Annotated in this window: 20 protein-coding genes and 1 pseudogene; 13 read left to right on the top strand and 8 right to left on the bottom strand. The window is 41.2% G+C overall.

Going from position 1 to position 18,407, the window contains the following annotated elements; all coding sequences use genetic code 11:
• The first annotated feature begins 13 nt into the window (after positions 1 to 13).
• Together BM232_RS10025 and BM232_RS10020 are read left to right on the top strand one after the other, a co-directional pair.
• Positions 14 to 568: a Smr/MutS family protein gene (locus tag BM232_RS10025; RefSeq protein WP_091714179.1), complete on the top strand. Its 555-nt coding sequence runs from the start codon at positions 14 to 16 to the stop codon at positions 566 to 568.
• 29 nt (positions 569 to 597) lie between these two features.
• The gene (locus BM232_RS10020) at positions 598 to 891 is read left to right on the top strand and encodes a DMT family protein (protein WP_091714177.1); all 294 of its coding nucleotides are present in this window, start codon (positions 598 to 600) and stop codon (positions 889 to 891) included.
• Positions 892 to 977: 86 nt separating this feature from the next.
• Here the strand turns inward: BM232_RS10020 and BM232_RS10015 are convergent, their stop codons facing one another.
• A complete protein-coding gene (locus tag BM232_RS10015; RefSeq protein WP_091714175.1) occupies positions 978 to 1,601 on the bottom strand; it encodes a hypothetical protein in 624 nt (207 codons plus the stop codon).
• A 173-nt stretch (positions 1,602 to 1,774) separates the two neighbouring features.
• Positions 1,775 to 2,905 (bottom strand): SPOR domain-containing protein, encoded by a 1,131-nt coding sequence (locus tag BM232_RS10010; protein ID WP_177207308.1) that lies wholly within the window; start codon positions 2,903 to 2,905, stop codon positions 1,775 to 1,777.
• A 106-nt stretch (positions 2,906 to 3,011) separates the two neighbouring features.
• Between BM232_RS10010 and BM232_RS10005 the strand changes: the two are divergent.
• Positions 3,012 to 3,455 (top strand): annotated as a pseudogene (locus tag BM232_RS10005) (YiiD C-terminal domain-containing protein).
• 82 nt (positions 3,456 to 3,537) lie between these two features.
• Complete coding sequence (gene murI / locus BM232_RS10000; protein WP_091714170.1) at positions 3,538 to 4,323, top strand: glutamate racemase; 786 nt, start codon at positions 3,538 to 3,540, stop codon at positions 4,321 to 4,323.
• A gap of 10 nt (positions 4,324 to 4,333) precedes the next feature.
• Here the strand turns inward: murI and BM232_RS09995 are convergent, their stop codons facing one another.
• Positions 4,334 to 4,819 carry a hypothetical protein gene (locus tag BM232_RS09995; RefSeq protein WP_143092279.1) on the bottom strand — a complete coding sequence of 162 codons (486 nt, stop codon included), beginning with the start codon at positions 4,817 to 4,819 and terminating at the stop codon, positions 4,334 to 4,336.
• Between the two features lie 117 nt (positions 4,820 to 4,936).
• The gene (locus tag BM232_RS09990) at positions 4,937 to 6,019 is read right to left on the bottom strand and encodes an AI-2E family transporter (RefSeq protein WP_091714165.1); all 1,083 of its coding nucleotides are present in this window, start codon (positions 6,017 to 6,019) and stop codon (positions 4,937 to 4,939) included.
• Positions 6,020 to 6,150: 131 nt separating this feature from the next.
• Here BM232_RS09990 and BM232_RS09985 point away from each other — a divergent pair, with 131 nt between their 5' ends.
• Together BM232_RS09985 and BM232_RS09980 are read left to right on the top strand one after the other, a co-directional pair.
• Positions 6,151 to 6,849, top strand: a complete 699-nt coding sequence (locus tag BM232_RS09985; protein WP_091714162.1) for a DUF4336 domain-containing protein — start codon at positions 6,151 to 6,153, stop codon at positions 6,847 to 6,849.
• Between the two features lie 2 nt (positions 6,850 to 6,851).
• Positions 6,852 to 7,481, top strand: a complete 630-nt coding sequence (locus BM232_RS09980; RefSeq protein ID WP_245752898.1) for a LysE family translocator — start codon at positions 6,852 to 6,854, stop codon at positions 7,479 to 7,481.
• On the opposite strand, the gene BM232_RS09975 is transcribed toward BM232_RS09980, so the two are convergent.
• On the bottom strand, positions 7,472 to 7,828 hold the full coding sequence (locus BM232_RS09975; RefSeq protein ID WP_091714161.1) for a FlxA-like family protein: 357 nt from the start codon (positions 7,826 to 7,828) through the stop codon (positions 7,472 to 7,474). The genes BM232_RS09980 and BM232_RS09975 overlap by 10 nt on opposite strands.
• Positions 7,829 to 8,280: 452 nt before the next feature.
• Between BM232_RS09975 and BM232_RS09970 the strand changes: the two genes are divergently transcribed.
• The 7 genes from BM232_RS09970 to bla all read left to right on the top strand — a co-directional run bounded on the left by BM232_RS09970 (position 8,281) and on the right by bla (position 16,314).
• The gene (locus tag BM232_RS09970; protein WP_091714159.1) at positions 8,281 to 10,455 is read left to right on the top strand and encodes a glutamine synthetase III family protein; all 2,175 of its coding nucleotides are present in this window, start codon (positions 8,281 to 8,283) and stop codon (positions 10,453 to 10,455) included.
• A gap of 74 nt (positions 10,456 to 10,529) precedes the next feature.
• The gene (locus BM232_RS09965; RefSeq protein ID WP_091714157.1) at positions 10,530 to 10,877 is read left to right on the top strand and encodes a 5-carboxymethyl-2-hydroxymuconate Delta-isomerase; all 348 of its coding nucleotides are present in this window, start codon (positions 10,530 to 10,532) and stop codon (positions 10,875 to 10,877) included.
• A 129-nt stretch (positions 10,878 to 11,006) separates the two neighbouring features.
• Entirely contained in the window at positions 11,007 to 11,765 is a 759-nt protein-coding gene (locus BM232_RS09960) for a COG4705 family protein (protein ID WP_091714155.1), read from the top strand.
• Between the two features lie 245 nt (positions 11,766 to 12,010).
• Positions 12,011 to 12,229 carry a VF530 family protein gene (locus BM232_RS09955; RefSeq protein ID WP_091714153.1) on the top strand — a complete coding sequence of 73 codons (219 nt, stop codon included), beginning with the start codon at positions 12,011 to 12,013 and terminating at the stop codon, positions 12,227 to 12,229.
• Between the two features lie 4 nt (positions 12,230 to 12,233).
• A complete protein-coding gene (locus tag BM232_RS09950) occupies positions 12,234 to 12,566 on the top strand; it encodes a DMT family transporter (RefSeq protein WP_091714151.1) in 333 nt (110 codons plus the stop codon).
• A 387-nt stretch (positions 12,567 to 12,953) separates the two neighbouring features.
• Entirely contained in the window at positions 12,954 to 15,287 is a 2,334-nt protein-coding gene (locus BM232_RS09945; protein ID WP_091714149.1) for a putative bifunctional diguanylate cyclase/phosphodiesterase, read from the top strand.
• A 148-nt stretch (positions 15,288 to 15,435) separates the two neighbouring features.
• Complete coding sequence (gene bla / locus BM232_RS09940) at positions 15,436 to 16,314, top strand: class A beta-lactamase (RefSeq protein ID WP_091714147.1); 879 nt, start codon at positions 15,436 to 15,438, stop codon at positions 16,312 to 16,314.
• 13 nt (positions 16,315 to 16,327) lie between these two features.
• Here the strand turns inward: bla and BM232_RS09935 are convergent, their stop codons facing one another.
• From BM232_RS09935 to BM232_RS09925, 3 genes are all read right to left on the bottom strand, one after another.
• Entirely contained in the window at positions 16,328 to 17,638 is a 1,311-nt protein-coding gene (locus BM232_RS09935) for a GGDEF domain-containing protein (RefSeq protein WP_091714144.1), read from the bottom strand.
• A gap of 78 nt (positions 17,639 to 17,716) precedes the next feature.
• Positions 17,717 to 18,055 carry a mechanosensitive ion channel domain-containing protein gene (locus BM232_RS09930; RefSeq protein ID WP_245752896.1) on the bottom strand — a complete coding sequence of 113 codons (339 nt, stop codon included), beginning with the start codon at positions 18,053 to 18,055 and terminating at the stop codon, positions 17,717 to 17,719.
• A 49-nt stretch (positions 18,056 to 18,104) separates the two neighbouring features.
• A partial coding sequence (locus BM232_RS09925; protein WP_143092278.1) for an IS1595 family transposase occupies positions 18,105 to 18,407 on the bottom strand: 303 nt, incomplete at its 5' end.

Raw genomic sequence — 18,407 nt, 5'->3', positions numbered from 1 at the left:
TAGCCACACGCTCATGGTCAATAAAAAAGACGATACCGATGAGGACGAATTTGCGTTATTTCGTCAAGAAATGCGCGATGCTACCCGTATCCGCCAAAATCGTTTGATTCATAACACACCAAAACCCGTTGCAAAGGCTATTCGCCAAAAGATCATGGATGATGAATATCAGGGGGAAACATTCTCTGATATGTTTTCTCCAGAAACCGTTGGTAACGAAGAATATCTCGAATACCGTGGGCCTGGGATCCAACACAAACTATTCGGCAAATTACGTAATGGCAAAGTCCATATTGAAGCAGAATTAGACTTACACGGCATGACCATTGCCAAAGCGGAACCATCACTATCCGAGTTTTTGGAGTTTTGTCAGCAACAACAGATCCGCTGTGTGCGAATTATCCATGGTAAAGGCTGGGGATCGCGGGATAATAAACCCGTATTGAAAAGTAAACTGAATCACTGGTTACGACAAAGCGCGATCGTGCTCGCCTTTTGTAGTGCCACAGTCGATGATGGCGGCACCGGCGCCTTATATGTACTCCTGAAAAGACTGTTTCAGGAATAATAGCTGTTTAACCCTCAGGACCAGAGTAAATGAATCCCATACTCGTTAGTGTATCGCTGCTGGTTTGCAGCAATATTTTTATGACGTTTGCCTGGTACGCCCACCTGAAAGAACTTAATAATAAGCCGTGGATTATCGCCGCATTAATCAGCTGGGGAATCGCCTTATTCGAATATTTATTACAAGTGCCAGCTAATCGAATTGGCTACACGGTACTCAGTGTTGGTCAGCTCAAGATACTTCAGGAAGTCATTACCTTAATGGTATTTATCCCCTTTTCTGTTTTCTACCTGAAAGAACCACTTAAGCTCGACTATTTATAGGCCGGTTTATGTCTGGTGGGTGCGGTTTATTTTGTTTTCCGCAGTAAACTTTCTTAGATAATTCAAGTTCGAATACAACTTCTGAACTAGCAAATATCGCCCTTCAACATCACAGATCTGATTGCACGCATCCCAGAACCGCCACCATTGAGTTCTTTGATGACTGCATCCGCTTTACAATTGCATATGGCCTCGGAGTAACCTTTCGTGCACTTTTGAAGAAAGCTATCAATAACAGGCTGTTTTGATTTATCTTGAAGCACCTCTCGAGGCCCTTTAAGTTTTGCCTGTGACTTTTCCTGCGGTGATAACGGTTTTGTATTTTTCTTATCAAGATACTGCTGATAATGTAATTTTTGTTCTGCTGGTGTCATTGCAGCTTTAACGCGGTCATAAGCGGCTTCACAGACTTGAAGCGTCTCAATTAATGTTGATTTATGGTAATCCTTATTCAAGGAACTAGATCTTTTATACACATTAAAGCTCGATCGTATTTTGTGGCAGGCTACATTGCATTCCCGAGCGCCGGTAACTTTTTCACGGCTGGGTAATTTAGGGTCAAGCAGATAGAAACACTGTTCTTGTTTACTGATAGCCTCCATTGCTCGGGCTTCTAATGCCTTGTCTATCGCTGACTCTGCATAAACATTGCTACAGAATAAAAAGACGAATGAAGCACTGACCAGTCCTTTAAAAATCTGCCTTAGCATGACTCACTCCCTGACATATAGAAAAATTGATGGTGCAATGATCAGTTTAACTTTCCGTATGACACTTAAAAAAATAATACTAAACATTTGAATTTAATCAATAATTTTATTTTTACGTTAGCGTCAAATTAGCTCGTTAATAGACAGTTGTTCTGTCCAAGAAACTCAAAGGATTATTCAGGCTGGCTGGAAACAACAAAACAGGCTTGTTTGTTCTGTTTGAGAAACTGACACAGCTTTGTTGCTTCAGGCTTATCTTCAAAATTACCCAGTTGTAGACGATAAAAATCCGGTTTAACACCATTGTCGACAGGTTCGGTAATGGTTGTTTGATATTTCTGCACTGTAGCGGCGGATATTTTTGTTAGCTGGGCCAATGCCATATCAACCTGTTGTTTGGATTTAAATGCGCCAACCTGCACACGATAGACAGTATCTGCAATAGGCTTAATTTCAGATTTCTTATGCTCAGCTCTGATAACCTTAATAAGCTCAGCAGGCTTTTCGAATGTCGGTTTATTCACCTTCTCGGGTGGTGGAGTAAGGACAGGTAGTAAAGCTACTTCTGGCGGTGGTTGAACCTCTTTTACCGCAACTTTCTTAGCGATATCAGGTAAGCCAGGAGGTGCATCATTAATCGGATGATTATCACGATTGGCCAGCATCAAGACATTGGCTTTTTCAATTTGACTGCTGCTTAACTCCGATTTTAATTGTGCCTGTTTTACAATTGCCTGTGGTTGATTTTGTTGACTCGCCAGACTAAACCAGGAATAGGCAGCGACTTTATCCTGTTTGACGCCATCACCATTGAGTAACATCTCCCCTACTTGATATTGGGCCTGTGGATCACCCTGTTTTGCGCCCTTTTCAAACCAGTGAAAAGCTTTTTCTTTTTGCTGCTTAATCGCTGTTTTTGCTGTTTGTTTATTTCTGAATGCCTTGCTTAAGGTCTCAGCTCTGGCTAATTCTTCTGCGCTTAATCTGTCTCTTATCGCCATACGATCAATCATGGCTTGCTTATGCTGTTTTTCACTAGCTAAGGTTAACCATGAATAGGCGGCGACGTTGTCTTGTTTCACACCCTGACCATTTAATAACAAAATAGCCAACATCCACTGTGCTTCAGCAACATCGTTTTCAGCGGCTTTATGCCAGGCCTGGTAAGCAGATTGAAAGTCACCCTGTTTATAGGCCACTACACCTTGCTGAACATCATCTGCAAACACAGTCACAGCAAATAGAATACAGAACAACAGTAAGGTAACAGTCGACAACCGTTTTATATCCAGTGATACTTCCATTTTTGTGCGAACCTTTTTAACTCGCAGATGATGTTGATAGCGTAAATGCTTTTTCACCTGTAGAGAAGACGTTATCATTGCTGATGAATTAAGGACATAAAATCGGATGACTCCTGAACAACTTCAGCAATACCTTTATCAACATATTCCCTTATCTGCAGCCATGCAGGTCTCTGTTGATCATGTCAGCGATGAAAAGGTCATACTCCGAGCGCCTTTAACACCAAATATTAATTATCATGAAACTGTGTTTGGCGGCAGCGCATCCACATTAGCGATCCTCTCTGCCTAGTCATTGTTAAATACTCGGCTGCATCAAGCTAATATTGAATCGACGCTGGTCATACAACGCAACACGATGGAGTATGAAAAACCCATTACCGGTGAGTTTACCGCCACTGCACAACTGGAATCGACAAAAGATTGGCCTAAATTTCTTCGCCATTTTTCACGTATGGGCAAAGCTCGCACAACACTTATTTCAACATTGCATTACCAGCAGCAGCGCGCAGGTTTCTTTCGCGGCGAATTTGTTGCACTGCAAAAATAATCCATTTTTAACTATCCCTACATAGATACAGTACAATCGTCGTCTTTTTATTCTTCCAGCGACATATAAAACAGAAATTATCATGGCTGATACGAGATCTATTGGCATATTTGACTCAGGTATTGGCGGCTTAGCTATCGCAAAACAAGTCCGCTCTTTTATGCCAAATGAGAACCTCATCTACCTAGCCGATACCATACATGCGCCCTATGGCGAAAAAACGGAAGCCTATATTCTCGAACGCTCGATCAACATTACTGAATTTCTATTAGCTCGTGATGTGAAAGCGATTGTTGTGGCTTGCAATACTGCAACGCTGGTCAGTATCAAAACCTTACGTGAACGCTACCCTATTCCCTTTATAGGCGTAGAACCTGGATTAAGACCTGCAGCACTGAATACAAAAACCGGTGTAATTGGTGTCTTAGCCACAGCAAAAACTCTTACCAGCCAGTCCTTTCATGATCTTGCTCAACGCGTCGCCATGGGAGCTAAAGTCGAAATTCAGCCGTGCCCAGACTTAGTTCTATTAGTCGAAGCCTTAAAGCTCAGCTATGAAGAAGCATATGATACCGTGCAAGCTTATGTACAGCCCTTACTGGATAAAGGTGCAGATACCATCATTTTGGGTTGTACTCATTTCACTCATCTAAAAGCAGTGATACAAAAAGTGGCTGGGGAAACCGTCAATGTCATCAGCACTGAAGAAGCTGTGGCCAGAGAAGTCAACAGGCGACTACAGCAGGAAAATTTACGCTCTGCACAGCAGACACCGGGATCAACTTTGTTACTGACAAACAGTGATCGAAGCAGATTTGAGCAACAAATCGACATACTTTGGGGAAAAGCGGATATTGATGTTTTTTGACGGTTTACTCTTATTGCTCTGGCAGCGTTAAATCCGTAAATACAGTCTCCGGTTCAGATATCATAAAAATCTGACTATCCAATTTCTCTACGAAACAAGCATTTAGCGTGACATCTTCATACAACCAATAGATAAACCCACCCTGTTCAACACGCCGACGCCAGTTATAACGACACTGCACCCAGCCTTTAGTTAACTGTGAAATCAGTACGGGCTCGGAATGAGCTGTTTTATATTCCAAGGTTTTATTGGACAGAGAAAACCGAAAACGGTCGATAATAAAATTATCTTTGCCATGCACAAGATATTGAATCCGTTTCCCCTCAATATCATCACCCTGTTGATCAAGAAGAACCTGATTTTCCATCACCCATTTCGCCGGCGGAATATGCAGCGGATATCGATCAGGTAAGCACATACGTTGTTGTTGATGTTGCTCACTTTGCTGACTTTTATCCCATTGTTTCACAATGGTTTGAATAATTAACATGGACATTTTTAAGTATGCTGGGATAAATCCATCTCTGTTAAATGTCCTTTTTGGCCACAATATTCGTCGGCGAAGATAACTGCCCCACTCAAGGCTCCTGTGAAAATCTATGATTGATTAATGCTAAGGAATTTCTTGTACAGATGTCCCATGCAGACTTCTGGGCCAGGCCGTCATTAAAGCTTTTAATAATGTCGCGAGCGGAATAGCAAAGAACACCCCCCATACTCCCCATATACCGCCGAAGAACAGTACAGCAAGGATGATAGAGACTGGGTGTAAGTTCACCGCTTCAGAAAAGAGAATAGGCACTAAGACATTACCATCCAGGGCCTGAATAATGCCGTAAGCAATTAATACATAGGCAAACTGATCAGTCAGGCCAAATTGGAAACCGGCCACTGCTGCAACTGGTAAGGTAGCCACTGCGGCACCAATAAAAGGAATTAACACTGAAAAACCGACCAGAACAGCTAATAACGCGGTGTATTGCAAACCGAAGAATGAGAATGAGGCATAGCTTACAGTACCAACAATCACAATTTCGACCACTTTACCACGCACATAATTGGCAATCTGATCATCCATTTCATTCCAGATACGATTCATCAGACCTCGTTTTTCTGGCATAAATGACAGCACAAAGCTCACTAACTTTTCTCTATCTTTCAGCATAAAAAAGACAAGAATGGGGACAAGCACTAAATAAATAATTAAGGCAATCACATTACCCAGCGAAGCAATAGAAAGTGAAACAGCTCGTTGACCATAAACCGTGAATTGTTTTGCTGTGCTGGAAATCCAGTTTTGTATCTCATCAGGTTTAATCAAGTTGGGGTAATGAGTATGCAAATTCACTAGCCAGTCTTCACCATTGGATAGCATTTTTGGCGTTTCCTGAACCAGATTAACCAGCTGATTCCACAATAGCGGCATTAATAAAAAACCCATTGCTAACATCAGGCTGATAAATCCCAGAAAGACAATAGCTACAGCCACCATATTGGGCACATGCCGTCGAGTCAGCATATTGACGACACCTTGCAATAAAAAGGCAATGACCAATGCCGTAAAAAATGGTGCCAACATCCCGCCCAGCCAGATCACAACGGCAAAACCGATGACTAATACAATCAGCAGTATGACGGCTTCTTCATCAGAGAAATAACGTTCTGTCCATTTACGTAGAATCGATCGCAGTGTCATTAACCTGTTTATCCTCAGCTATAATTGATTAGCAACGGTAATATTCTGTCACATCCCATCTGTATATGCTGATAAGAAATTATCAGGTGTACAGCTATCTTGATGTCTTAGCCCAAAACGAAGGAGTCACAATGAAAAGCTTGGGGAACAATATTTGGTACGCTGATGGTGATAGCGTCCCTTTTTATACCCTACCTTATACAACACGTATGGTGATTGTTCGCTTAGCCGACAATAGCTTATGGATACACAGCCCGATTAAGCTCACTCAAGACTTAGTCAATCAAGTTGATGCACTTGGTCAGGTCCGTTTTTTAATTGCACCCAATAAGTTACATCATCTGTTTCTGAAAGACTGGCAACAACATTACCCTTCGGCAGCAGTTTACGGTACAGAACAAGTCTCACAAAAACGAACAGATATCCAGTTTGATGGCATTCTCACTTCTGATGTCACCCTACCCTGGGAAAATGACATACAACAGTGCTTATTTACTGGTTCAAAAGCGATGCAGGAATGTGTGTTTTTCCATCGTGACAGTAAAACACTTATCGTCACTGATCTAATTGAAAACTTTTCGCCCGATGCCTTCCCGCCCATAAAACGTTTTCTGGCAAAAATAAGTGGCGTTGTTGCCCCCAATGGCAAAATGCCTATCGACTGGCGCCTTAGTTTTAACAAAGATGTCGCCAGAGAACATATGCAACACATTATCAGCTGGCAACCTGAAAAAATAGTGATGGCGCATGGTTTAATTATTGAAGACCACGCAGTGTCTTTTTTAGAAAAGTCATTTAGCTGGTTAAAATTGTCACGTCAAAAAGATTGAGCATGATGCCTGTTACTGGTGATTTATCAATTTTTATCCTGACGTCTATTCTGCTCGCTATTGCACCAGGTCCGGACAACCTCTACGTGCTCACACAATCTGCACTTTATGGTGTCAGAACCGGTGCGATACTTACCTTGGGATTATGTAGCGGTCTTATCATCCATATCATGGCAGTAGTCATTGGCATAGCAACGTTACTGACCACCACACCCGTAGCCTTTATCTTGGTAAAAGTCATCGGCGCCAGTTATTTACTCTATTTAGCTTGGCGTGCATTAAAAGCACAGCCTATATCCGCTTTAACCGATAAGCGTTCTCCACATAACGCCATAGCCTTGTTCAGAACCGGATTCTTGATGAATGTGAGTAATCCTAAAGTAGCGATCTTTTTTCTGGCTTTCTTACCACAATTTGTTCACGCCGATAAAGGACATGTGTCGCTACAAATTTTATGTTTAGGCCTTATTTTTATGGCAAGTGCGCTATTGGTATTTTTTGTAGTGGCTATGAGCGCTGCTAAGTTGGGCAATTGGTTAATACGTTCAAGCTATGCACAAAGCGTTCTCCATACCCTCACCGCCGTCATATTTATACTTCTGGCAGGCCGGCTTTTATTCACTCAACCGTAACTATCGATATTATTACCCAGTTTGCTACGGGTATCTTCATCGGCAATCGAGATCGGCTCTGCCGGCACCACATCCGCTGCCTGAGATTTTTGCTCTGCTTTCTCCTGCTGGCGTTTTAAGGCTTCCAGTTGCATTATCTGCGCCTGAAGTAATTGGATCTGCTTCTGAATAGCCTCAGCTTGTTTTGCCGAATCTTCGCTAGGTTCCTGTCCCAATTCTTTGAGCTTATTAAATAAATCGACCATTTTTTTCTTTAATGCAGCAATACGTGAATCAAGTGATGTGCCAGTTGGCGCTTTTGATTTTGTCGGGCTGCTACTGCGAACCGATGAGAGATCGACATTCATAATGGGTGTCCAAATAATAAGCAATATACGTCCTTTACAATACACATCGTCCTGAGGCCGCGGTTCTTTAATGATTATTAGCTTGCTATTTCTCCCTACACGATTTTTATTACAACATCAGGACTTCATAACTTAATTTTTTTACTCTATATTGATAGTTGTCACACATTAAATAGTTTAATAAAGACGCATATCGACCACGCAAGAATACCTTTTCCGCTGAATGTCGTGCCTTATCCAATCACCGATGATTTCATATTGATAATCAATATGTTGATATGGTTATTCTCTATTTTAGTGTCACACCAATTAAGACGATTAGATACTCGTATCGTTATTTAGCACTGTTGCTAACAGGACCTGTGTATGCGCAAGCAATCATATTGTTTGCCACGGGGACGAATACGTTTATCAAATTAACAATTAATCATCAGCGATTAAGGGATAGAAAAATGAGTGGAAATGAATCACGTCTGCAAGCCATTTTAAACATTACAAACCGCCAGAAAACAGTCGTTCAAAAACCTGAACCACTTGATAAAATCTGGGCGACAGATGTTTTTAATCTGGCCAAAATGGAAGAAGCATTAAACAAGTCAGCCTTCAAAGCGGTTAAGCAAACCGTGCAAACAGGTGCGCCATTAGATCCAGCCGTTGCCGATGTTGTGGCCGCAGCAATGAAAAACTGGGCCTTATCAAAAGGCGTGAAGTTTTTCTCACATATTTTCTACCCAATGACCAATATTACCGCTGAAAAACACGACGGTTTTATTGTGACCAATGCTGAAGGCAATGCCATCACAGAATTCTCTGGCAGCTTATTAATCAAAGGCGAACCAGATGGCTCATCATTCCCGAACGGTAGTTTGCGAATGACCAATGCGGCTCGTGGCTACACAGCGTGGGATCCCACCAGCCCTGCTTTCATCATGCATACCGAGAACGGCTCAACATTAATGATTCCAAGTGTGTTCATGTCATGGACTGGTGAAGCGCTGGATAAAAAAATTCCACTGTTACGCTCTATTTCAGCGATGGATAAAGCGGCAAACAAAGTCCTGGCATTGATGGGCGAAACAGAGATTGCTCCCCTTAATTCAAGCTGTGGTGCTGAACAAGAATACTTCCTGGTAGACAGTAATTTTGCACTGGCACGCCCTGACTTATTATTAACTGGTCGCACGCTATTTGGTGCTCCACCAGCTAAAGGCCAGCAGTTTGATGATCACTATTTTGGCGCAATTCCTGAACGTGTTCAGGTCTTTATGCAAGACTTTGAAGATCAGCTCTACCGTTTAGGTATCCCTGCAAAAACGCATCACAATGAAGTGGCTCCAGGCCAATTTGAAATTGCTCCTTATTTCGAGTCTGCCAATATCGCTGCTGATCACCAGCAATTAATGATGACCTTGATGAAAGCCACCGCAAAAAAACATGGCTTTATGTGCTTGCTGCATGAAAAGCCTTTTGCCGGTGTTAATGGTTCAGGTAAACATGTTAACTGGTCTGTCGGTAATGCTACCCAAGGCAACTTGCTTGATCCGGGTAAAACACCACACGACAACCTTAACTTCTTATTATTCTGCGGTGCCGTTATTCGTGGTGTTCATAAGTACGGTCCCCTATTACGTGCTGTCATCGCTTCTGCTTCAAATGATCATCGTCTAGGTGCGAATGAAGCCCCCCCAGCTATTTTGTCTGTTTACCTTGGCGACCAACTAGAAAAAGTCTTCCAGGACATTAAAGATGGCAATATTGCGACCTCGAAAAAAGGCGATGAAATGGATCTGGGACTTTCTCAAATTTTAAAATTTGAGCGTGATCCTGGTGATCGTAACCGAACTTCACCGTTTGCCTTTACTGGTAACCGTTTTGAGTTCCGCGCTGTAGGCTCATCCCAATCGGTATCGGGCCCATTAGTTGCGATGAATACGATGATGGCAGATTCCCTCGATTGGATTGCCGACAAGCTCAAAGTCGAATTAGATAACGGTAAAGATCAAACCACGGCAGTTCTTGCAGTACTGAAAGAATTGATGGAACAACACAGTAACGTTGTGTTTGGTGGCGATGGTTACTCTGAAGAATGGCATAAAGCTGCCGTTGAAGAACGTGGTTTGAAAAATCTGCCCACATCAGCTGATGCTCTGCCTTATCTTCGTGATGAGTCCATCCGTGAATTATTCTCTCGTACCGGCGTGTTCACACCAGTAGAACTAGAAAGCCGTTTCGAGGTATATGCTGAGCAATATATTCTTTCTATTGAGGTTGAAGCCAAGCTTGTTATTGAAATGGCAAAAACCTTAATTTACCCATCTGCCTCACAATATTTAGCGGAGCTATCAGTCACGCACACCAGCATGGCAGATATGGGCATTGAAATGAATAACGCTGTCGTTAGCAGTATCGCTAAAGAAACCAATGCGATGTTAACGACTGTCGCTGAACTTGAAGCTGCGGTGAAAAAACACGACTTTGAATCAATTGAAGCGCATATGAACTTCTGTGCGAACGACATCCGTAGCCTGATGGATAAAGTACGTTCACATGTTGACACACTTGAAGGTGAACTCGCCGATGACTTATGGCCATTACCTAAATATCGTGAGATGTTATTTATAAAATAAGTAGTTTTGACTATGACAAAAAGGCCGCTAACTGCGGCCTTTTTTCTTATTGATATACCTTAGGAGATATCGATTTGCCACATTGTATTATCGAGCATTCAACATCGACTGCCACCATCACCACTGATGCCGCTTTAGTGTCGACTGTGCATCAAGCCGCTATCGACTCTTTACTGTTTGAGCCAGCGCATATCAAAACACGCAGTATTGCTTACCAGACATTTCAGTTAGGTGATCATCACAGCCACTTTATACATGTCACCGTCAGGCTTCATCAAGGACGCTCAGAAGAACAGAAAAAACGCTTAACAAATCTGATAGTAGAACGTCTATGTACCACATTACCTTTGACAGATATCACTATCACGGCGGAGGCTATTGATATAGACACCCATGCCTATGCAAAAGCAACACTGGTATAAATATAAACATCACTGTTTAAGTTACGTTTAAGTAATCCATAGAACAATAACGCTGTCGACGTATTGACGATAGGTCACTCATCGAAATAGAGGCTTTGACTCTAATAGATTTAAATCAGTGAGGCAGCGGTGAAAACAGAACATCATGAAATTGTAAGCAAGGTACCGGAAGTCACCCTAATATTCTGGGTAATCAAAATATTTGCCACCACGGTTGGTGAAACAGCTGGCGATTTAGTCTCAATGTCACTGAATGTTGGCTATCTCATCAGTAGTATTATTTTTGCTGTTATTTTTCTTACTGTGGTCTCTCTACAAATCAACGCCCGATCATTTAACGTGTTCATCTACTGGGCTACCATTATCGCCACCACTACATTGGGTACCACAATGGCTGACTTTACAGATCGATCGTTAGGGATTGGTTATGCCGGCGGCTCTACCCTGCTATTAACATTATTGATGTTATCGTTATTTGTCTGGCACAAAAGTCTAGGCTCAGTCTCAATCCAACAGATACGTTCACCTAAAGCTGAAATGTTTTATTGGGTCACTATTTTATTTTCACAAACATTAGGAACTGCTTTAGGAGATTGGGTAGCAGATACACAAGGGCTAGGCTACGCTACCAGCGCTTTACTGTTTGGTGCCGTGCTTGTCAGTATTGCCATTGCATATTTCACCACATCTATTTCACATACTGTTTTATTCTGGGCTGCATTTATTTTCACCCGACCATTAGGTGCGGTGGTAGGTGACTTTCTAGATAAGCCGATAGCGGAAGGAGGCCTAGCTTTAAGTCATTTAGGCATAACCGGCTTATTGCTTAGCCTGATTTTAATTCTGATATTCAGCTTTAAACAACAAGCTGCACAGGTATCGCATTAAATACCATAATTGAAATGATGGTGTTGCTTGTCAAATGGCTACTCTGATTTATTAGAGTAGTCTGCTTGCCCTTATAACGGGGACCAATACAGCCCCTCTCTTACCCATATTCATAAAGATATTTTGAGTGCTTTTATCACTTGAGTGTTAATCTAAAGCCATTCAACAGCAGTCTTGTATCAGCATTTATAAAAGACGGCTGTACTCTTAAGAAAATAACTTCAGGTAAATAATAAGTTCGTATTATGAATCAGCAACCCAACAACCCATTACATGGCATCACTCTAGAAACTATTGTCACTGAACTGGTTGATCATTTTGGCTGGGATGGCTTCGCACAGCGAATCAATTTGAACTGCTTCAAAAACGATCCATCGGTTAAATCCTCTTTGAAATTTCTGCGCAGAACAGACTGGGCCAGAAAAAAAGTTGAGCAGCTTTACATCAATACATTTAGCCGGTGACACTATGCCCCATTGGATATATTTAGCGATCGCTATTGTGGCAGAGGTCATCGCAACCTCTGCCCTGAAAGCAAGCAATGAATTTACCCGCCTTGTTCCAACGATAATTGTTGTTACAGGCTATCTGACTGCCTTTTACTTTCTGACCCTGTCACTAAGAGTGATTCCTGTTGGTATTGCCTATGCTATCTGGGCGGGGCTTGGAATTGTACTGATCGCTATCATCTCCTGGATAATGTATGGACAGAAACTGGACTTACCTGCCCTGCTTGGCATGGGGTTAATCATCTCAGGTGTGCTCGTGATCAACCTCTTTTCTAAAACGGGTGGCCATTAAGTACACTTTTTTAGAGAGACATACCACCTGAAGCTTCAATTCCCTGACTGTTTTTCCATCTACTATCGTCACTAACCAGCATTGTCATCACCTGGCACGCTAACCCAATTCTGACTAATGATACTGCGATTCAGCTCTGCATTATCGTCTGACAAAGTCAGTTTCAATACGACTAAGCATGTTTATGTAATGGTTAGAAGTACAGACCAAAAAGGTTCAGGCAGATTAATTCAAACAATGTCTCAAAGTAATTAGCCCACAACAAAATAGACAGTATTTTTTTTTCTGTGCTAAAACCATCTAAAACGTAGGTATTTAGCACAGTCTGCTAAAGCCATTAAAAAAACGTTTAAATATTTGGTTTAAGCAGAGAAAGGATACTTTCGTTTGGACGCCAAAGCAGCAACTGATAGACCGGTTAAGCAAGATCGGGAAACGGCATTAAAGGTCGAGATCATCAATATGTTGTATGGCAGCAACCTTAAGTCGTTTATTGTTGCCAGTCTTGTCGCGCTCACCTTGGTCTATGTTGAATACGACCAGGTTGATAACATTATCTTATTCGCCTGGTGTGTTATTTTTTGCTTAGTTTATGGCTTGCGTTTTTATACCATCTTTTATTTTCAACGAAACTCAAATAATTATCCCCCAGATTACTGGCTGAATATCTTTCGCTTATCGACGTTAGCCTGCGGTCTGGCATGGGGATTTGCCGGCTATTACTTTCTATCAGAAACTAATGAGATCGCACATAAGGCTTTTATCACTCTCGTTATTGTTGGCGTAACAGGCGGAGCGATGATGGTATATGCCGTGGATGCCATAACATCAACGTTATTCTCTGGCAGTATCTACCTGTTATCCCTGCCCGGCTTTTTTACCAATGAAATAGAACTGTCACTGGCAATGGCTATTTTATTAGCCGTTTATATTGTCTATATTTCTATAGCATCCATTAATTTGGGTAAAAAGCTTCGAGAAAATATCTTATTGCATCATGCTGCCATCAAACAACAGGCAGAAATTGAAAAGTTATCTCAACATCAGCGCATCCATTTAGATCATACCCCGATGGGTGTAATCGAATGGGATCTCAACTTATGTGTTGTTTCATGGAATGCCGCTGCGGAAGAGATTTTTGGCCATAGCCAAGCTGAAGCACTTCATCAACATGCCAGCTTTATCTTGCCCCTGGAAATTCAAAATCAGATGCTTCAAAAAATGCATAAGCTCATTTCGGAAGGTAGCTCAACGCATTGTCAAAATGAAAACCTGACCAAAGAACACGAGATTATTTATTGTGAATGGACGTATACCGCCTTACGGGACAGTGATAACCATGTGGTAGGCTTAGCCACGTTAGTGCAAAACAAAACTGAATTCAAAAAGAATCAGGATGAAATCCAATACCTTGCTTATTACGATACCTTAACTGACTTACCAAACCGACGCTTATTAACCGATCGTGTTACACATGCCATGCATTCAAGTAGTCGGAGTAAATCTTATTGCGCTATTTTCTTTATTGACCTCGATAACTTTAAAAATATTAATGACTTACATGGTCATTCTGCTGGCGACATGTTATTAAAATCAGTATCAACACGCCTTAAAACACTGCTAAGAGATGAAGATACTATTGCCCGTTTCGGTGGTGATGAATTCGTGATACTCATCGAGAATATTGGTCAAACACTTAGCAAAAGCAAAAAAATAGCAGAAGTAATTTACAATAAAATAATCAATGGAATCAGCGATATATACAATATTGGTAATGTACAATATCGTACTTCATGCAGTATTGGTATTTGTAACTTTCTCGGTGATACCTTATCGGTTAATGAAATCTTTAAACGCGCTGATAATGCCATGTTTCAGGCTAAGTCCGACGGTCGTAGTTGTTTTCGGTTTTTTGATGAAAAACTGCAACCCAGTATTGAATTTAAGGCCAGTCTGGAAAATGACCTCAGAGGGGCTATTTTTAATCGCGATATCATTCCCTACTTTCAGCCTCAGGTAAATCATAGCCATCAATTGATCGGAGCAGAAATTTTACTCCGTTGGAAACATCCCAAACATGGCATGATATCGCCTGCTGAATTTATCCCGATTGCAGAAGACTCTGACATTATCAACCGTATAGGCACTGAAGTGCTTCAGAGTGCTTGTAAGCAATTAGCCATTTGGCAAAATAATCCTGAAACAGCTCGCTTAGTATTATCCGTTAACATCAGTGCACGACAGTTTATGCAAAAGAACTTTGTTGAGACCGTCTTATCCAGTATTGAAACCTATCAATGCTCTGGCTCGCGTTTACGACTGGAAATTACCGAGAGTCTGATGTTAAAAAACATCAATGAACTCGCCACAAAGATTGAAAAATTACGTTCTTATGGCATCACTTTATCGCTGGATGACTTTGGCACAGGCTACTCATCTTTATCCATATTACGTAGCTTCCCCTTGGATGAAATCAAGATTGATAAAAGTTTTGTCGATCACATGCTGGAAAATGTCAATGATGCTCATATCATCCGTACGGTCATTAATATGAGTAATCATATGGGTATGACCGTGATCGCAGAAGGCGTGGAAACGGAAGCTCAGGAGATGTTTCTGGCAGAAAATGGCTGTTTGAATTACCAAGGTTATTTATTTGGTAAACCAATGCCTTTAGAAGAATTTAACGATTTCATTAAACAGCCCTTAGCTATTCATTAAATCTGATAGCTTTATCGCATTCGATTCAGTGGTCATTTGACGCTATAATTCTCCGCTTTCCGATTAGCTGACGACTGTGAAGCACCACACTTCACTCAACGTCTACTCGCTGCTGTAATCATTTTTTAGCTATATAAATACTTTATCTATGAAATCACTTTTAAAACTATTGACCTTATTTTTTATCGTATTCACTGCTCAATCTCCTGCCTTTGCCGTTGATGCGAATGCCGCTTGGCAAGACGATGTCGCACAGCTAGAAACTGTTTATGGTGGACGTATAGGTGTATCTGCATGGAATACAAATGATGGTCAACAACTTCAATATCGCGAAAATGAGCGTTTTGCGATGTGTAGTACCTTCAAATTATTACTCGTTGCTAATGTCTTACATCGTATTGATCAGAAACAAGAAAAACTTGATCGCCTGATAAGCTATGATAAATCGGACATCCTTGATTACGCACCTGTCACGTCACAACATCTTGATAAAGGGGCAATGACGGTAGCCGCCTTAAGTAAAGCTACATTACAGCTAAGTGATAATACCGCTGCAAATTTATTACTAAATACATTGGGTGGTCCACAGGGATTGACGAGTTATCTGCGTACATTAGGCGATGACACCACTCGTTTAGATAGAATTGAGCCAAATCTCAATAGCAACTTAGCTGATGATCCAAGAGATACCACTACACCAGAGGCTATGCTATTTACCTTAAAAACCATACTGCTTGGTGATGCTTTATCTGAGTCATCCAAACAACGTCTTATTCACTGGTTAATAGGCAACCAAACCGGTGATGACAAAATACGAGCTGGGGTTCCGTCAACATGGCTTGTAGGTGATAAAACCGGCTCAGGTGCTAATGGTGCCAATAATGATGTTGCTATTATCTGGCCGGATGCTGGCCAACCTTATTTATTAGTCGTGTATTACTCTGGCTCAGAACGCTCAAAAAGTGAAAAAAATATGGTCATAGAAAAAATAAGCCAATCTGTCAGTAAAGCGTTTTCCCCTGAATAAGCATAGGCAATAATCAGATAATGTATTGATTACCACCTAAGCGTTTTGCTTCATACATAGCCTTATCAGCATGCTGCAATAATATTTTTTCGATATTGCCATGGGCGGGTAATAGAGCAATACCAATGCTGGTAGATAGATAAATTTCACAGTTGCCGACGACAAATACCTTTGCCATCGCCTGTCGTATTTTGTCAGCAATATTCTTTGCATCTTGCTGATGATTTATCGTTTCAAGCAGTACCACAAACTCATCACCACCGAATCGGGCCACCGTATCTGTGCTTCGCACACACGACTGTATTCGCTCGGCAGCTTGTTGCAATAAGGCATCCCCGACATCATGACCAAAATTATCATTGGCCTGTTTAAAGTCATCCAGATCAAGGTAAAACAATGCTAATTCTGTTTGCTGTCTTAACGCTCGTGAAATGGCATGCTGAATACGATCATGAAATAACTCACGATTTGCCAGACCAGTTAAATGATCATACATCGCAAGGAAACGTAAGCGGTCATGTAGTTGTTTTCGTGTAATCGCAGCAGCAATTTGCGTTGAAATATATTCAAGTAAATTTTGACTATCTTCATTATTGATATGCTCTGCTCCCACTTTGACAATGAGACTACCTATTACTTTTTCCGCTGAGCACAGTGGTACTTTTATCCAACCATTCTCGATGTCAAAACACACCTTTTTTGAATCAATCCATGATGTCAGATTCTCGCTTAAATGCGCATGCAACGATTCCTGATCGACATAGATACTAGAATAAGCAAATGTCAGATTCTGGGTTGGCTCATCATACAGGGCAATAACAAAATCACTTATCGGTAATAGGGTCTGCATAATCTGATGTATACGTTTATACAACGCTGACAAACTTTCTTCGTGGTGAGCTGCTTCAGAAATCGCATAAGTTGCAGACTGAATAGCTTCTGAACGTTTACTTCGAGAAATATCTCTGGCAACAGCTATCCGAAATTCTTCATTACTCGCCCACTTGGCTGACCAGAGTAGATAAACAACCTGACCATCTTTACGTATATAACGGTTCTCAAAGTCTGTTGTTTCCTGGCCCTTCATAATGTCGTCAACAACATGCAGCGTAGCTTCACGATCATCTGGATGCACCATATCCAGCATTTGCTTACCCAACAACTCCTCACGTGTATATCCGAATATGCGTTCAGCCCCGGCACTAAGAAACAAGAAATGCCCATCTTTATCAACGATGCATATAGCATCAAGTAACATATCAATATAGTGACTTAATGACTCAAGTTTTTTCTGGTCTAATAAATCATTTAGATCTGACGACATAGAGTGTCCAACAACAAAAAAGCTAAAACATAATTAAATTGTACGCAACTTAGTTCAAGGTTGCAGGACAATATGAAGTCAACCTGCTCTTTTATCCTCAGCTGATGAATTTGCCTTTTCTTGTTCATAATTAATTGCCCGAATTGGATAAGGAATGGTTATCCCCTCTTCTTTAAAACGTTGATGTAAGGCTTTGATAAACTCGGATTTAATAAAGAATCGATTGAAGTATTCCTGTGCTCGTAACATCACAGTAAAGTTAATGCTTGAACTATCAAAGGTGTGAAAAATAACAAAAGTCTGGTAATCAGGCACGCCCCATTTATGGGTTTTTAGAATGTTACGGGCAACTTCCAGTGTCACTCTTTCAACATGTTCCAAATCCGAATCATAATGCACCCCAACTTCAACCGGCACTGATAATTGTTTCTCTGGATAATAATAATTAAGGGGCTGATCCAGATAACTAGCCCATATTCGCTTTAACCCATTGAGTTAATTGTTTTAATTGACTCTTTGGGTCACTGTTATTAAATCGCCACTCACACTCTTTCAAAAACAAGTGAAAATGCTCCTTTGGAATACCGTTAAATCGCCGTAAGTGGCGCTTAGCTTGATTCCAAAAATTCTCAATACCATTGATATGATTTTGCTTATCGGCAAAAAGCTTACTATGGTTAATACGATAGTGTTTAAATTCGCTTACATCTAACGCATTATAACTGCGCCAAGTATCGGTATAGACAATACTGTCAGGTTTCACCGTCTG

The organism is Methylophaga sulfidovorans (assembly GCF_900114205.1).
Taxonomy (GTDB): Bacteria; Pseudomonadota; Gammaproteobacteria; order Nitrosococcales; family Methylophagaceae; genus Methylophaga; species Methylophaga sulfidovorans.
The sequence above is the reverse complement of the archived record's forward strand: the minus strand, read 5'-3'. Positions and strand labels throughout refer to the sequence as shown.

Coding starts and splice junctions, on each gene's coding strand:
- BM232_RS09970 (WP_091714159.1), top strand. CDS start 8,281: ATGAGTGGAAATGAATCACGTCTGCAAGCCATTTTAAACATTACAAAC.
- BM232_RS09950 (WP_091714151.1), top strand. CDS start 12,234: ATGCCCCATTGGATATATTTAGCGATCGCTATTGTGGCAGAGGTCATC.
- BM232_RS09935 (WP_091714144.1), bottom strand. CDS start 17,638: ATGTCGTCAGATCTAAATGATTTATTAGACCAGAAAAAACTTGAGTCA.
- BM232_RS09990 (WP_091714165.1), bottom strand. CDS start 6,019: ATGACACTGCGATCGATTCTACGTAAATGGACAGAACGTTATTTCTCT.
- BM232_RS09985 (WP_091714162.1), top strand. CDS start 6,151: ATGAAAAGCTTGGGGAACAATATTTGGTACGCTGATGGTGATAGCGTC.
- BM232_RS09975 (WP_091714161.1), bottom strand. CDS start 7,828: ATGAATGTCGATCTCTCATCGGTTCGCAGTAGCAGCCCGACAAAATCA.
- BM232_RS10010 (WP_177207308.1), bottom strand. CDS start 2,905: ATGGAAGTATCACTGGATATAAAACGGTTGTCGACTGTTACCTTACTG.
- BM232_RS09955 (WP_091714153.1), top strand. CDS start 12,011: ATGAATCAGCAACCCAACAACCCATTACATGGCATCACTCTAGAAACT.
- BM232_RS09980 (WP_245752898.1), top strand. CDS start 6,852: ATGATGCCTGTTACTGGTGATTTATCAATTTTTATCCTGACGTCTATT.
- BM232_RS09995 (WP_143092279.1), bottom strand. CDS start 4,819: ATGTCCATGTTAATTATTCAAACCATTGTGAAACAATGGGATAAAAGT.
- BM232_RS10025 (WP_091714179.1), top strand. CDS start 14: ATGGTCAATAAAAAAGACGATACCGATGAGGACGAATTTGCGTTATTT.
- BM232_RS10015 (WP_091714175.1), bottom strand. CDS start 1,601: ATGCTAAGGCAGATTTTTAAAGGACTGGTCAGTGCTTCATTCGTCTTT.
- BM232_RS10020 (WP_091714177.1), top strand. CDS start 598: ATGAATCCCATACTCGTTAGTGTATCGCTGCTGGTTTGCAGCAATATT.
- bla (WP_091714147.1), top strand. CDS start 15,436: ATGAAATCACTTTTAAAACTATTGACCTTATTTTTTATCGTATTCACT.
- murI (WP_091714170.1), top strand. CDS start 3,538: ATGGCTGATACGAGATCTATTGGCATATTTGACTCAGGTATTGGCGGC.